Source organism: Hymenobacter sp. DG25B, assembly GCF_000801315.1.
GTDB lineage: Bacteria > Bacteroidota > Bacteroidia > Cytophagales > Hymenobacteraceae > Hymenobacter.
Genome location: NZ_CP010054.1, coordinates 2,909,170 through 2,924,167 on the forward strand (window position 1 = coordinate 2,909,170; position 14,998 = coordinate 2,924,167).

Genomic DNA, 14,998 nt, shown 5'->3' on the forward strand with positions numbered 1-14,998 from the left:
TAGGCTATATATGAAGAGAATGATATCTGTTAAATCTTTGCTGCCTGTAACGCTATTAGCGTTAAGCGGCTATTTCGCCCAGGCCCAAACCGTCCACTCCCCTTCCAACAAGCTCACGCTGAACTTCCGCCTGAGCCCGAGCGGGGAGCCGACTTACCAGCTGCTATTCGGCACGAAGCCCGTGCTGAAGCCCAGCAAGCTGGGCATGCTGCTGCAGGGCCAGCCGGGCATGGACCAGGGCTTTACCATTGCCCAAACGGATTCCAGTCAGCACGACGATACCTGGACGCCGGTGTGGGGCGAGGTGAAGCAGATCCGCAACCACTACAAAGAGCTGGCCGTCACGCTGGCGCAGTCGGGCCAAAACGGGCACCGCATGGTGGTGCGCTTCCGCCTCTATGATGACGGCCTGGGCTTCCGCTACGAGTTTCCCGAGCAGCCCGGCCTCACCTACTTCACGGTGCAGCAGGAGAAAACGGAGTTCAACCTCAGCGGCAACCACAAAACCTTCTGGATTCCCGGCGACTACGACTCCAACGAGTACGCCTATAAAACCACCCGTCTGAGCGAGATAGATGCCGCCGCCATTACGCCCATCCAGGAAAAATCTGCGGCGGACCGCGTGCAGACGCCCCTCATGATGAAGGCTGACGACGGGTTGTACCTCAACATTCACGAGGCCGCGCTGGTGAACTACCCGGCCATGATGCTGACCGTAAACCGGCAGACCTTCGGTCTAACAAGCACCCTGGTACCCAGCGTTACGGGTGCTGCCGCCTACCTGCAAACGCCCGAGCACACGCCCTGGCGCACCATTGTGGTGAGCGACAAAGCGCCCGAAGTGCTGGCCAGCAAGCTCATCCTGAACCTGAACGAGCCCACCAAACTCACCGACACGGACTGGATTAAGCCCCAGAAAATGGTAGGCGTGTGGTGGGAAATGCACGTGAACAAATCCAGCTGGAACTACTCCGATACCGGCAACCTCAAGCTGGCCGACACCAACTGGAGCCAGCTGAAGCCCAACGGCCACCACGGCGCCAACACCGCCAACGTGAAGCGCTACATCGATTTTGCTGCCAAACACGGCCTGCAGAGTGTGCTGGTAGAAGGCTGGAACGTGGGCTGGGAAGACTGGGCCGGAAACTGGAAAGAAGAGGTGTTCGACTTCGTGACCCCCTACCCCGATTTCAATGTGGCGGAGCTGCAGCAATATGCCGCCAGCAAGGGCATTAAGCTCATTATGCACCACGAAACCTCCGGCTCCGTGACCAACTATGAGCGTCGCCAGGACGAGGCGTTTCGCTTCATGAAAGCAAATGGCTACGATGCCGTGAAAACCGGCTACGTGGGCCGCATTATCCCGCGCGGAGAGCACCACGATGGCCAGTGGATGGTAAACCACTACAACCGCACCGCCGACCACATGGCCCGCCAGCAGATTATGGTGGACATGCACGAATCGGTGCGGCCTACGGGTATGCACCGCACCTACCCCAACTGGCTGGCTAATGAGGCTGCCCGCGGCAACGAGTTCAACGCCTGGAGCGAGGGCAACCCGCCCGAGCACGAAACCATTCTGCCCTTCACCCGCCTCATGGGCGGCCCCATGGACTACACGCCCGGCATCTTCCAGATTCAGCTGGAAAGCTGGAACCCCGAGCGCAACAAAGGCCGGCAGGTGCACACCACTCTCACCAAGCAGCTGGCCCTGTACGTAACTATGTACAGCCCCCTGCAAATGGCCGCCGACCTGCCCGAAGCCTACGAAAAGCACCTGGATGCTTTCCAGTTCATTAAAGACGTGCCCGTGGATTGGGACGACACCCGCATCCTGGCCGCCGAGCCCGGCGACTACCTCACCATAGCCCGCCAGGCCAAAGGCAAAGACGAGTGGTACCTCGGCGCCATCACCGACGAAAACGCCCGCACCCAAACCGTGAAGTTGGACTTCCTGAAGCCCGGCCAGCGCTACGAAGCCACCATCTACGCCGACGGCAAAGGCGCTTCCTGGGACAAAAACCCCATGGCCTACCAGATTCGGAAGCTGAAGGTGAACAGCAAATCAGCGCTGAAGCTCCAAATGGCCGCGGGTGGCGGCACGGCGGTCAGTATTAAGTCGGTGGAGAAGTAGTACCCCCTGGTAACGCAACGACATGCAGTGCGGCAGTGAAGCCTCTCGCGTACTGATGTTGTGATGGTGACTGTCTTGCTGAGTATATGGCGCCCTGAGCCAGCCAAAGCCTCTCTCGCTCCGCTTGTCATCCTGAGCGTGCGAAGGACCTTATTCCGCTAAAACGAGTCGTTGTTTTGCGAATCGGGCAGACGGGATAAGGTCCTTCGCACGCTCAGGATGACACACATAGTGCGGTAACATCAGCACGCGAGAGGCTTCAACTGCGCTTCTGCATAACCGTTTTACTTACTACCACCTCCTGGCTTCAGTGGGCAATCAGAAAGCCGCCTGCTTAAATGCGGCTACGTAGTCAGCGTCTTTGCTCCCATATTACCCTCACTTTATATGGCCTTTCGCGCATCTTTCGGCAACCCTTTTGACCCTGATGTTATGGAGCTTGGTGAGCTTCCCGCGGATCAGGTTATCGATGCTTTCGATAAAGTACCATGGGCCGATTTTCTGCGGCAGATGGAAGCTCCCAATGGGCGGGAAATCCACTCTTCCCCTTACCTGGATATCGAGCATATCGAAACCCACCACATCGTATCCATTTCAGTTGCCGGCATGCCCGATGAGTACGAGTATTATATTTTTTACATCCGTCCCAAGCGGCGCTCTTACTTTTTTGGGTTGTTTTCTGAAATGGACAAGGCGTACGTGACCGACAAAACGGGCCAAACCCGGCAGGATGCAGTAGCGTGTCTGGAAGCGCTGCTTGCCCGGAACTATGCTTTTCTGGACCAGAAAATCAAATAGAGCTGTCTGTGGAAAAGGGCCATGGGTGCACCCATAAAATCCCCCTGGCCAACTCCATTCAGCTTAACCCCGGCCGTAGGCTTTCGTAAACCAAGGAAGATCATTGCATTTTCCCGATTATGTTTCAAGAGTTTACGGATGTGCTGCACTCCTACTGGATGCAGTTTCTTTATTTATTGCCCCGCCTGCTGATTGCGGCCGTAGTGCTGGCGGCCACCGTGGTGGGGGGCGGACGGCTGCGCTCCTGGCTGGCGGCCAAGTTTGCCACCCGTGCCGACGACCCACTGCTGACTGACTTTCTGACAGAAGTGGGTCGTTGGCTGCTGGTGGGCCTGGGTGCCGTAGTGGCCCTCAATATTCTGGGATTTTCCCGCATTGTAGGCGGCCTGCTGGGGGCAGCCGGCGTATCGGCTTTCATTGTGGGGTTTGCCTTCAAGGATATTGCCGAGAACTTTCTGGCCGGCATCATCCTGGCCTTTAACCGCCCTTTCCGCATCCATGACTCCATTCAGATTAAAGAGTTGTTTGGGAGCGTAACCAAGCTCAACCTGCGCTCCACGGAAATACTCACCTTTGATGGGCGTGACATTACCATTCCCAACTCCATTGTGCTCAAGGAGCCGCTCATCAATTTCACCCGCACGGGTTTCATTAGGCAGGAGTTTATAGTGTCCATTCAGAACGACAAGGACGCGGACGCGGCCATTGCTCTGATGCTGGAGCAGGTGCGGCAGGAGCCGGAAGCCAGCAAGGTGGCAGGCCGCGAGCCGTTTGCCGTTATCGATGAGTTTTCGGGTACCGCCGTTCAGGTGAAAGTTTATTTCTGGACAGATACCGCCGACTACCGCCGCGGTGTGCAGGAACTGCGAAGCCGCGTGATGAACCGGGTAAAAGAAAGCCTGCAGGCCAACGGCCCAAACCTGCAGCTACCGCCCCACCTCCTGGGCATTCCGGAGCAGGCAAACGCGCAGTAATGAACCAAATGCGGCTGCTATTGAAAAACCGGGCGGCAATGGCCCGGCCTGCCCACTACCACATTTAGGCCAGCAGCAACTATATTAAATCCAATATACATTTACTAAGCAAGCCGGCGCTTAAATAAATTTTTACCAGTAAAGCATCGAATTTCTTGTCAATGCCTTATTTTTGCCCCGAACTACTACTCTCCCTGCCAGAGAGTTTACATAGCTACTGATGTCTGTTACCGTGCTTCGTCCTATTTCTAATACTTTGCCGCTGGCTGCTGCCGGGGGTGTGGGCGCGGGCGCTTCAGCAGCAAAGAAGATGGTCAAAAAACATAAGAAATGCCTCCTGGCATGACCGTCGCCCCTGTTCGAAACTTTCAGCCTTGAACTACACGCGCCGGTCTTCCCAGACCGGCGCTTTTTTTTGCACTCACCGGCCTTTCCTTCGTACCTGAATAAGCACACCTGAATAGCATATGAAAGTTTTAAAGTTTGGCGGTACGTCCGTCGGAACGGCGGAGCGGATGCGCACCGTAGCGGAGTTGATTCACGCTGAGGAGCCGCGCATTGTGGTGCTGTCGGCCATGTCGGGTACTACCAACGCGCTGGTTACGGTGGCGCGGCTGCTCTATGATGGCGAGGTGACGGCTGCTACGGCCCAGACGGAAATTCTGCGCCAGCACTACCTGATGGTAGCCCGCGAGCTGCTGCCCCAGGCCGAGGTGGCCGCGGCCACCATTAGCCAGCTGGACAGCTGCTTTCGGGCCATCTTTGACCTGATGCGCAACCCCCTCACGCCCGTGGGCGAGCGGCTGATTCTGGCCCAGGGCGAGCTGCTGAGCACCCAGCTTTTCCACCGCTACGTGACGGATATTCTGGGCCGCGAGGCTGTGCTGCTGCCCGCCCTGGACTTCATGCGCTTGGACAAAGACGAGGAGCCCGACGCCGACTACATTCAGGAGCACCTCACGCAGCTGCTGGCCGAGCATCCCGGCCAGAAGCTGTTCATCACGCAGGGCTATATCTGTCGCAACGCGCAGGGCCTCATTGACAACCTCAAGCGCGGCGGTTCCGACTACTCGGCTTCCCTGATTGGCGCCGCGGCCCGCGTGGCGGAAATCCAGATCTGGACCGACATCGACGGCCTGCACAACAACGACCCGCGCGTGGTGAAGGACACGTATCCTATCCGGGAGCTGTCGTTTGATGAAGCCGCCGAGCTGGCGTATTTCGGGGCGAAGATTCTGCACCCCAGCTCCATTTTGCCGGCCCGCCAGCACGGCATTCCGGTGCGTTTGCTGAACACCCTGCAACCTGAGGCGCCCGGCACGCTTATTTCGGCCAAAACCGGCTCGGAAGCCATTAAAGCCGTAGCCGCGAAGGATGGTCTGGTGGCCATTAAAGTGCGTAGCAGCCGCATGCTGCTGGCCCACGGTTTCCTGCGCCGTCTGTTCGAGGTGTTTGAGCGGTTCCGCACCCCCATTGATATGATTACCACCTCGGAAGTGGCTGTGTCGCTCACTATCGACGACTCCACGCACCTGCCCGAAATACTGGAAGAGCTGCGCGGCTTTGGCACCGTGGAAACCGATGAAAATCAGACGATTATTTGTCTGGTGGGCAACCTCATTCAGGAAAACCACGGCGCCGCATTTAAGGTATTTGAGGCCCTGCAGGACATTCCGCTGCGCATGATCAGCTACGGCGGCTCACCCAACAACATCAGCATCCTGATTAACACGCCGGATAAAGTGCGGGCCCTCACGGCGCTGAACGAAGGCCTGTTCCGCCGCAAAGCCGAGGCCGTAGCATAGAGCGTGTTGGGGCTTCGTCCTGTCGAGCGGAGTCGAGACATCTTGCTAGTGTGGTAACCAATAATTACTCCCACAACGACCGCACGCGAGATGTCTCGACTTCGCTCGACATGACAAGTTCCAATTATAAGTTTAGCCCTGCTTCTCGCTGATTTAACCTGTCTTACCAGCGTCAGGAAATAGCCCTGACGTCGGCCTCCTTGCCTCTATTGCACCCATGGCTTTCACCTTGCCCGCGGGCGTCCTCGACCGCTCCACTCCTTTTTACTACTACGACCTCGCGCTGCTGGACCAGACGCTGGAGGCGCTGCAGCGCGCCGCCCGGCCGCGCGGCTTTCAGGTGCACTACGCCCTGAAAGCCAACACCAACGGCCCACTGCTGGCCCACATCCGGGAGCACGGCCTGGGCGCCGACTGCGTGAGCGGCAACGAGGTGCAGCGCGCCCTCTCCGCCGGCTTCAAGCCCGACCACATTGTATTTGCCGGCGTGGGCAAATCAGATGCGGAAATGAACCTGGCGCTGGCGGCGGATATCTGGTGCTTCAATGCCGAATCGGTGGAGGAGCTGGCAGTGCTGAATGAACTGGCCGGCGCGCAAAACCGCAAGGCCCGCGTGGCCCTGCGCATCAACCCCAATGTGGATGCCTACACGCACCCGCACATTACCACCGGGCTGGATGCCAACAAGTTCGGCATCAATATCTCTGATTTACCCGGCGTAATCGACCAGTTTGAAACTCTGACGAACCTGGAGCTGATTGGCCTGCACACCCACATCGGCTCCCAGATTACCAACCTCACGGTGTTCGAGAAGCTCAGCCACAAGCTGAATGAGCTGCAAACCTGGCTGGAAGACCGGGGCCACTTTCTCCCCCACCTCAACGTGGGCGGCGGCCTCGGCATCGATTACCACGCCCCCGACACCAACCCCATTCCGGAGTTTGAGCGGTATTTTCGGGTTTTTGAAAAGTATCTCGTGCGCCGCCCCAACCAGCAGGTGCACGTAGAGCTGGGCCGCTCCGTAGTGGCGCAATGCGGCTCGCTGGTCAGCAAAGTACTCTTCGTGAAGCGCAGCCAGCAAACCAATTTTGCCATTCTGGATGCGGGCATGACGGAGCTGATTCGCCCGGCTTTGTACGGCAGCTACCACGCTATCCAGAACCTCACCAGCCAGGGCCCGGCCCAGCCGTATGATGTAGTGGGCCCCATTTGCGAGTCGTCGGATACCTTTGGCCGGCAGGTGCTGCTGCCCGAGACAAAGCGTGGGGATGTTGTGGTTATCCGCTCCGCCGGGGCCTACGGCGAGGTGATGTCATCGGGCTACAACCTGCGGGAAAAGGTGGAGGCGGTGTATTCTTTATAGAAACGATGAGATAGTGAAGAAGCCATCTGTCATTGCAAGGAACGAAGCAATCCGTCCTCAGAAACGCAGAATGCCTTGAGAAGTGAAAAGCCCTTGATGTACCATACATCAAGGGCTTTGTGGTAAAAGAAAATTCAGTGCTTTTTAGAGGACGGATTGCTTCGTTCCTCGCAATGACAAATTCACCATCTCACTATCTCACTGCCAACTACCACCACACGGTCCACTTCCCCAGCTTATCCTGCTGCTTGAAATAGCGGAGCATCCATTGCCTTTCGGCGGGCAATTCGCCTTTCACCAGCAGCACGGGCTGGCGCAGGAGCAGGCTACCTAAATAGGGTTCTTCCTGCGGGTTTTGCAGGTTGATGAGGGTGCGTTTCCAGGTGTCATTCGGCTCGAACTGCGTTTCCCGGCTCAGGGCGTGGTTGCCATCGAAAAGAGACACCGGAATCTTGCCCGACTCAAACGCCAGCGACGGCAGCAGCTCATTGTATACCAGCACTTGGCGCTGCTGCAGTTGCTGGTGGCGTAGGAATTCTGCCAGCGGGCGGCTGCCGTTGAAGGCCAGCTCGTTCTGCTGCAACAGCGGTTTAGCGGCCAGCAGCAGCGTGATAGTGAACAAGCCAGCGGCTACCAACAGGCGCGGTACCACACGTATCTCGTCCCAGAAATTCAGCAGCAACACCAGCAGGACAATGCCACCGGCCGCCATACCCGCCGTGAGCATACCGGCCTCCACCGGGAGGCGGGCATCCAGTCCTAGAATGGGCAGCAGGCACAGCGTCCCCAGCAGTAAGCCCCAGAACGCCAGAAAGCCCACGTACCAGCGGTGCAGCACGCCATCCGTCAGGCGGCCGAGGTAATGCACCGTGAGCAAAGCCATACCCGGGAACACCGGCAGCACGTAGAGCAGCAGCTTGGACTTTGAAATCGAGAAAAACAACAACGGCACCACCACCCAGAAAATGAGCACGTTGCGCCACTGCTGCGGCACGGTACTCCAGCGCGTGCGCACGGCCTGCGTAATCAAGGCTACTGACCAGGGCAGGCTGGTGGCCGGGGCCAGCAGCAGATAAAACCACCACGGCTTGGCCCGGTTGAAAGTGGCCGCATTGGCGAAACGCTCCACCGTATGCTCGAACAGGAAATAGCGCAGGAAAGCCGGGTTTTCGGCCATCAGATACAGATACCAGCTTAGACCCACCAGCAAAAAAGCGAGTATCCCTATAGCATGATGCCGCGTGAAGGGCTGCCGGGACTGTTTCTGTTTGAAATAATGCCCGATAACTACCATCAGCGGTAGAATGAAACCTACCGGACCCTTGGTGAGAAAGGCCAGCCCCAAACCTAACCAGAACAGATACAGCCACCGCGCCCCGCCCCGGTGGTAGTAGCGCAGAATACCGTAGGCGGAGGCCAGCTCCAGCGTGGCCAGATAGGCATCCGTCGTCACGTTGAGGGCCGAGATGAGCACCACGGGCAGCGTGCCGTACACCACGGCCGCCGCCAGCGCGCGGGCGCGGTCCTGCTGAAAAAGCAGGAGGCCCAGGCCGTACACCAGCAGCACCTGCAGCAGCACGGCCAGCACCGGCAGCACCCGCACGCCCAGCGTGTTTTCACCGAATAAGCCCAAGCCGGCGGCCGTAAGCCAGTACGTGAGCGGGGGCTTATGAAAATGCTGAATTCCCAGCAGGCGCGGGTGTAGCCAGTCCTGCCCCACCAGCATTTCGCGGCCAATTTCGGCGTAGCGGGCCTCGCTGCTTTCCAGCGGCCCCCACGCGCCCAGGCCAATCAGAAACGACAGCCCAAGGGCGGCCAGAAACAACCAGAGCCAGGTGCGAGAAGTAATGGACAGCGGCATAACGCAAATAAAAAAACGGACTTCGGCGAAGATACTGCCGTAGTGTTTATTAATTCACAATAGAAAAATATAATATTTAAAATAATTAATATTTAAATCAGGCACAATAACTTTTCAAATAAATATATTAGTATATTATAATTTGACATACAATATATTATAAAAAATGGCCAGCACTTCATAATGAAGCGCTGGCCATTTTTTATAATATATTGTATGTCAAATTATTTTCAGGCAGATTGAACTTAGTTTAATGATAAGGAATAATCATTTTTCAACTCAATCATACGCTGTTTCAGCGCCACTTTAAGCTTTGGTTTATTTATTTTTTTAAACATAATAAGGCATCGATTAAACCACCGCAAATTGTTTTCGTCCAAATAAGTAATTCGGAGTCCTCCTCCACTATAATGCTGAATATAGCTTCTCTCATCTATTGCTACAGTGTTGTTCCACAGCTCATAAGGTATAACTCCAACCGCAGGGTTCGTTTTACCATAATGAATCATATGTCCGTTTTCGTAGATAGCAAAATCCTCATCCGGAACGGGTTTTTCACAGTTATTCAACACATTTTTAAAAAAATCCAAAGCTTCAGGAGTATTCTTCACGATGATTATTCCTGAGTTAAGGCGACCGGAATGACCATTCGCCATATAGATGCTTTGGCCTTCGGTAAAGACATCCTCAACCGGAGGTGTATGTGACCTAACCAAGCAATCAGCATCTATGAAAAATACAGATTCGTACCCACTCTCCAGAGCATTAATAATCATTACGATTTTTAACCATGCCGCGGCAGAAGGAGTCAAATCCTCTTTTGATTTGTCAATGATTTTGTACTCATATCCATATTTTTGGCAATATTCCTTATGGGAATTAATGCACTTGCGAAACAGCAAAGCATACCCCCCTAAGGCGATGCTAAAAACGAACGTCTTCTCAATCTTCATTATTTTAGAAGTGTAAATTTTATTCAAAGAGGTGTGTTTGTTTAGTGCAAAGATCTGCAAAGTATACCATACGTGACGTGTATTTTAAAGTTTTAGTTCTATAGTCCCAGTATATAGCAGTGTATTTTTTAGGCTGGTATTTCGCACAACTTTACAGGACAGATAATCCACGGCAGTGCCAATGTAACAGCGGCCGTACGGCGCGCTATCCAGCATAGTCAGAGAAGCTGCAAGCACTGGTCATCCGTTAAGGCATCAACCCAAAAACAGTGGCCAAATGGCGCAAACGCCCTACAGTCCAAGTAGCCCGGCTGGGTCCCACCGGCCTCGACGGTGCTCACGTCCGAAGAAGAAGCTATGACCGTAGCCTATCGGCGCCATACTCTCTTCCCGGAATGACTGCTTGTACGCCCTGCAAGCTACGATTCCGCAACTCCAGCGTCCGGTGCTGCACCGCTGCTTGTCTCTGAACGAAGAGGGCAAAGCCAGCCGATAAAGAAATAAGGATTATCCCTTCCGCTATTTGCACGTCAATTTTGAAGAAGAGCAGATCGAGACTCCTTCCTCATTGTATTGGTCAACAACGTGCGGTCTGCGTTCATAAAACTAACTTAACCAATTAACTGAGTCCCTCTAGAGTACAGACGAAATCAAGGAATACTTACAAGCCTTTTTGCTAGCTTATAACTACGCCAAATGTTTGAAGACCCTGCTAGGCCTGGGCATGACCCTGCACGAATTCGTCCGTGGCCAGTCGTAAAAGAGCCCAGCTATCTTTACCCGTGCACCAACCCTCCATAAGAATATACAACTAATTTAATTATAGGAATCTGTCTCTTGAACGACCCCGAAATACGCGCCTTATTATACCCGCTTCTGCAGGGCGGACTGTACGTGGATGAGCTGCCCACCGGCACCACCCGCGCCGATGTGGTGCACATTACGGAGCACTTCATGCACGGCTACGAGCTGAAAGGCGACGCCGATACCCTGCAGCGCGTGGCCAAACAGCTGCCCTGCTACAGCAAAGCCTACGATTTCGTCACGTTCGTCATCACTGAAAAGCATCTGCCCAAGCTGCTGCCGCTGGTGCCGGAATGGGTAGGCGTGCTGGTGGCATCGGCGGAAGGGCTGCGCGAGGTACGGCCGGCCGGCTACAACGCCACCGTGGAGCGTCCGGCCGTAGCGGGCTTGCTGCGGGTTGAAGAAATTAAGCAATTTCTGCTGGCCCAGGGCCTGCCCGGCGTAAGCACCCTGCGCCGCCGCGAAATCCTTAATTTCCTGCGCACCACCCGCCTGGTGCTGCTCTCTGATCTGGCCCGGCACGTGCGCGAGCGGCTGATGGGCCGCATGGAAGAGCGACTGGCCATTCGGGCGGAGCGCAAAGCCGAACGGGCGCAGCGCGGTGCCCGCAAGCGCCGCCGTCCCACGCACACGCGCCGCAAGCAGCGCTGAACTATGCAACCACTTGCTGGTTAGCTTATTGTTCAACTGCGCACTTGCCCCATGAAAATCCTACTCACCGGCGCTACCGGCTACATTGGTCAGCGCCTGCTGCCACTTTTGGTGGCCGCGGGCCATGAGGTGGTGTGCTTAGTGCGGGATGCCCGCCGGTTTCAACTGCCCGCCGCCCAACAGAATAACGTCACGGTAATAGAAGGCGACCTATTGAAGCCGGAAACGCTGGCCACTTTCCCCGCTGATCTGGATGCTGCCTACTACCTGGTGCACTCTATGAGCGGCCACACCAAGGATTTTTTCCGGGCCGAACAGCAGTCGGCGGAAAACTTTGCCGCCGCGCTCAACCAGACCACCGCCCGCCAGATTATCTACCTCTCCGGCATTGCCAATGATAGAGCCCTGAGCACCCACCTTCGCTCCCGCCGGGCCGTGGAAAAGGAGCTGAAGAAAACCGCTCGGGCAGCCCTCACGGTACTGCGGGCCAGCATTGTTATTGGCTCCGGCTCGGCTTCGTTTGAGATTATCCGGGATTTGGTGGAAAAGCTGCCCGTGATGGTAACGCCGCGCTGGCTGAACTCGCGCTGCCAGCCCATTGGCATTCGGGACGTCATGTTCTACCTCACGGCCGTGCTCGATAACCAGGCCTGCCTGGGGCGCAGCTTTGATATTGGCGGGCCCGATGTGCTGACGTACCGGCAAATGCTGCTGGGTCTGGCCGAAGTGCGCGGCTACCGGCGCTACATCATCACGGTACCGGTACTCACCCCGCGTTTGTCGTCGTGGTGGCTGTTTCTTGTTACCAGCACCACGTTTTCCCTGGCGCAAAGTCTGGTAGAAAGCCTGCGGAACGATACCATCGTAGACCCTAAGCGCAGCATTCAGGAAGTAGTGCCGCACGTTTGCATGACGTACCGCGAAGCGTTGCAACTGGCTTTCCAACGCATTGAGCAAAACGAGGTACTCAGCAGCTGGAGTGATGCCCTGAGCAGCGGCGTGATGCCCCGCAACTACATGGACCACATTCAGATACCCCAGCACGGCATGCAGCAGGACCGCCAAACGCTACGCTTCACCCGCGACGCGGAGCAGGTACGCCGCAACATCTGGCAGATTGGCGGCGACCGGGGCTGGTACAAGGTAGACTGGCTGTGGCAGGTGCGCGGCCTGCTGGACAAGCTGGCCGGCGGCGTGGGTTTGCGCCGGGGCCGCCGCTCCCCCACCGACCTGCGCGCCGGCGACCCGCTGGATTTCTGGCGCGTGCTGGTAGCCGACCAGGAAGGCCGCCGCCTATTGCTCTACGCCGAAATGAAGCTCCCTGGTGAGGCCTGGCTGCAGTTCCGCATTCTGGACAGCCCGGATGGCTCGCACACCCTGGAGCAGCTGGCCGCCTTCCGCCCTTACGGCCTGGCCGGGCGCCTGTACTGGTATGCCATGCTGCCGTTTCACGCCATTATCTTCAAAGGCATGGTGGAGAATATTGTGGAATATGAGGCACCGGCCAGGAAGCCGAAAGCTGCTCTTGGCGTGGGCGTTTCCCCGTCAGCAAAAGGATAAGCCCTGGAAATCTGTGCGTGCTGATTAATAATAGAAGTCTAATTAATCACCCATAATTATTAAGTAATCAAATACTTACATCAAAACACCCTACCTGTATAGAGTCAGAAGAGTCTAAATTTCAGAATAGCAATTAACCGTATCTGCCTTATCATTGATTCGGCTTGATAGCAGGATTTAGCGCTTGTAGCAACCGGCAATCCGGATTTTAGGCCGCTGGCAAGCTGGTTACGTCCTTGTATCACTGTCGAGATTCTATTTATGAGCCCTATCTACTCCCTGCAATGGGCCATTCCGGCGCATCCTGAATTTGACTTCTATACGCTATTTTATGTCCTGGCTTTTGGGCTGAATCTGGGGTTATTGGTTTGGGAAGGGCGGCGGCGCGGCTATCCGCAACGCGCCTGGCTGGTGTTGCTGGCCTGCACCACCCTCATGTTTATTCTGGGTACCAAGCTACTGGCCTTTTCCGGACCGGAGTGGCGGGCCCTGCTGCATACCGGGCACTGGCCCGACTCGGAGGCGCGCACCGTGTTGGGCGGCGCCATGGCCGGCACGCTCACCCTCCTGCTTTTGCGCCGCCCGTTTGGGTTCAGCTGGCACGTGTTTGATGCCTTTACGCTGCCCATGTGCGCGGCGCTTATGGTGCAATGTGTGGGCTGCACGCTCACGGGCTGCTGCTTTGGCGAACTGACGCACGGCAGCTGGGGCCTCACCTACCCGCCCGATACCCTGCCGTATCTGTGGCAGGTTTCCCGGGGGTTGATTCCTGCCGGGGCCGCCCATTCGTTGCCCGTGCACCCTACGCAATTATATTCTCTGGTACTTTGCGGTGTGGTGGGGGTAGTTTTGATTGTTACCCGGCACCGGCCCTGGCCTGGCGGCAGCCGCCGCCTGCTGCACCTGGGCCTGCTGCTGGCAGGCCGCCTGCTTATCGAGTTCTGGCGCAACCCAGCCGGCGAGCAGGTGGGAGCTGCTATTCAGACGCACGGTGGCCTGGCCCTCAAACAGGTACAATGGGTGCTACTGCTGCTTGCCCCGCTGCTGCTGGGCATTTGGGCGCTGCTGATTCGCAGGGCGGCCCAGCCCGAGCGGGTGCCTGTTAATCATTCCGTGCGCAACCTGCTGGCTGTGGCCGGCCTGCTGCTTCTCACCGCCTGGCTGGGCCAGTGGGCGCTTACTCTGCCCGAGATATTGGTAGTAAAGGCATTGCTGCTGGCCGTGCTGGCAATGGAAGGCAGCGCCCTGCTGCTGGGTGCCTCTGGGACCCTACGCCCCTACCGCGTAGCCTGGCCGCTGGGTCTGGCGGGCTCCGTATTTCTCCTTACCAGTCAGATTCCCATTGACTCAGCCCACACCGCTCCCAATAAGTACTACACTTTGTCGGCGGCCTGGAGCCATGGTACCTTTCAGCGGCAGCAGAATATCAATGGTGGCTGCGGGGGCAGTAGCCCACTATTGCCGTACCAGCATCAGTATACCACCGCCACCCTGGACGCATCCCATACCAGTCTGCCCGTCCTCAATGCGGCGGGCAAGATGCAAAAGGAAGAAACCACCTGGGGGCTGCGCCTGCACGCCGGCGCCGACCAGCAAACTCAGCTCTACACCGATTCGCTCTATGCCCCTTACACCGGCAAAAAGCGCACTTTTCTCTTCGCCGTTAATCCTTACTGGCAAGGCGACCGGCGCTATTACGGTTTGGGAGTCGGAATGCTTCTCGGCAACCTGGGCTACCATAAGATTAATTCCGGCGATGAGTTCAGTGTATTGGATGTGCAGTTTTCCGCTCGTGTGGGTTCGCGCCAGTCTGTATTTGCGCAGGCCGATTATAATTACCTGGGCTATGGCATGGCAAACCCACAGCACCGGATAGGGCTGGGCACCGGCTTTGGCGGCACGCGCTGGCGCCTGCTGGCCGGGGGTGCCCGGTCCAAGGATTACGATATGATGCCGGGCGCTACCCGCTGGTCGGGATTTGCGGAGGCGCGGGGGCAAGTGGATCTGCACTGGAGCGCGGGGGCCTTTACGTTGTTTGGCAACCGGCAGCAGCGGCAGGTGGGCATTCAGCTTAGCCGCCGCTTTGGGCAATAAC

The 14,998-nt window shown here is 56.7% G+C and carries 10 protein-coding genes; 8 read left to right on the plus strand and 2 right to left on the minus strand.

Annotated features, from left to right (window positions below; genetic code table 11):
- Positions 1-19 precede the first annotated feature (19 nt).
- The 5 genes from PK28_RS12565 (at position 20) to lysA (ending at position 7,074) form a co-directional block, all read left to right on the plus strand.
- Positions 20-2,134: a glycoside hydrolase family 97 protein gene (locus PK28_RS12565; RefSeq protein WP_197070412.1), complete on the plus strand. Its 2,115-nt coding sequence runs from the start codon at positions 20-22 to the stop codon at positions 2,132-2,134.
- A gap of 387 nt (positions 2,135-2,521) precedes the next feature.
- Entirely contained in the window at positions 2,522-2,932 is a 411-nt protein-coding gene (locus tag PK28_RS12570; protein WP_044514325.1) for a hypothetical protein, read from the plus strand.
- A 119-nt stretch (positions 2,933-3,051) separates the two neighbouring features.
- Positions 3,052-3,906, plus strand: a complete 855-nt coding sequence (locus PK28_RS12575) for a mechanosensitive ion channel family protein (protein WP_044514327.1) — start codon at positions 3,052-3,054, stop codon at positions 3,904-3,906.
- Positions 3,907-4,373: 467 nt separating this feature from the next.
- Positions 4,374-5,711: an aspartate kinase gene (locus PK28_RS12580; protein ID WP_044514329.1), complete on the plus strand. Its 1,338-nt coding sequence runs from the start codon at positions 4,374-4,376 to the stop codon at positions 5,709-5,711.
- A 217-nt stretch (positions 5,712-5,928) separates the two neighbouring features.
- A complete protein-coding gene (lysA, locus tag PK28_RS12585) occupies positions 5,929-7,074 on the plus strand; it encodes a diaminopimelate decarboxylase (RefSeq protein WP_044514331.1) in 1,146 nt (381 codons plus the stop codon).
- 208 nt (positions 7,075-7,282) lie between these two features.
- Here lysA and PK28_RS12590 read toward each other — a convergent pair whose 3' ends face one another.
- Together PK28_RS12590 and PK28_RS12595 are read right to left on the minus strand one after the other, a co-directional pair.
- The gene (locus PK28_RS12590) at positions 7,283-8,935 is read right to left on the minus strand and encodes an ArnT family glycosyltransferase (RefSeq protein WP_044514332.1); all 1,653 of its coding nucleotides are present in this window, start codon (positions 8,933-8,935) and stop codon (positions 7,283-7,285) included.
- Between the two features lie 245 nt (positions 8,936-9,180).
- Entirely contained in the window at positions 9,181-9,915 is a 735-nt protein-coding gene (locus PK28_RS12595) for a putative nucleotide-diphospho-sugar transferase (protein WP_156126374.1), read from the minus strand.
- An 810-nt stretch (positions 9,916-10,725) separates the two neighbouring features.
- On the opposite strand from PK28_RS12595, the gene PK28_RS19105 reads away from it, so the two are divergent.
- From PK28_RS19105 to PK28_RS19110, 3 genes are all read left to right on the plus strand, one after another.
- The gene (locus PK28_RS19105) at positions 10,726-11,343 is read left to right on the plus strand and encodes a sce7726 family protein (RefSeq protein ID WP_048825975.1); all 618 of its coding nucleotides are present in this window, start codon (positions 10,726-10,728) and stop codon (positions 11,341-11,343) included.
- A gap of 51 nt (positions 11,344-11,394) precedes the next feature.
- Positions 11,395-12,903, plus strand: a complete 1,509-nt coding sequence (locus tag PK28_RS12605) for an SDR family oxidoreductase (RefSeq protein ID WP_044514336.1) — start codon at positions 11,395-11,397, stop codon at positions 12,901-12,903.
- Between the two features lie 261 nt (positions 12,904-13,164).
- Positions 13,165-14,997, plus strand: a complete 1,833-nt coding sequence (locus tag PK28_RS19110) for a prolipoprotein diacylglyceryl transferase family protein (RefSeq protein WP_048825978.1) — start codon at positions 13,165-13,167, stop codon at positions 14,995-14,997.
- Position 14,998: the final 1 nt, after the last annotated feature.

Excerpts from the sequence above, each read along its gene's own strand:
- PK28_RS12565 (WP_197070412.1), top strand. The coding sequence starts at position 20 with ATGATATCTGTTAAATCTTTGCTGCCTGTAACGCTATTAGCGTTAAGC.
- PK28_RS12570 (WP_044514325.1), top strand. The coding sequence starts at position 2,522 with ATGGCCTTTCGCGCATCTTTCGGCAACCCTTTTGACCCTGATGTTATG.
- PK28_RS12575 (WP_044514327.1), top strand. The coding sequence starts at position 3,052 with ATGTTTCAAGAGTTTACGGATGTGCTGCACTCCTACTGGATGCAGTTT.
- PK28_RS12580 (WP_044514329.1), top strand. The coding sequence starts at position 4,374 with ATGAAAGTTTTAAAGTTTGGCGGTACGTCCGTCGGAACGGCGGAGCGG.
- lysA (WP_044514331.1), top strand. The coding sequence starts at position 5,929 with ATGGCTTTCACCTTGCCCGCGGGCGTCCTCGACCGCTCCACTCCTTTT.
- PK28_RS12590 (WP_044514332.1), bottom strand. The coding sequence starts at position 8,935 with ATGCCGCTGTCCATTACTTCTCGCACCTGGCTCTGGTTGTTTCTGGCC.
- PK28_RS12605 (WP_044514336.1), top strand. The coding sequence starts at position 11,395 with ATGAAAATCCTACTCACCGGCGCTACCGGCTACATTGGTCAGCGCCTG.
- PK28_RS19110 (WP_048825978.1), top strand. The coding sequence starts at position 13,165 with ATGAGCCCTATCTACTCCCTGCAATGGGCCATTCCGGCGCATCCTGAA.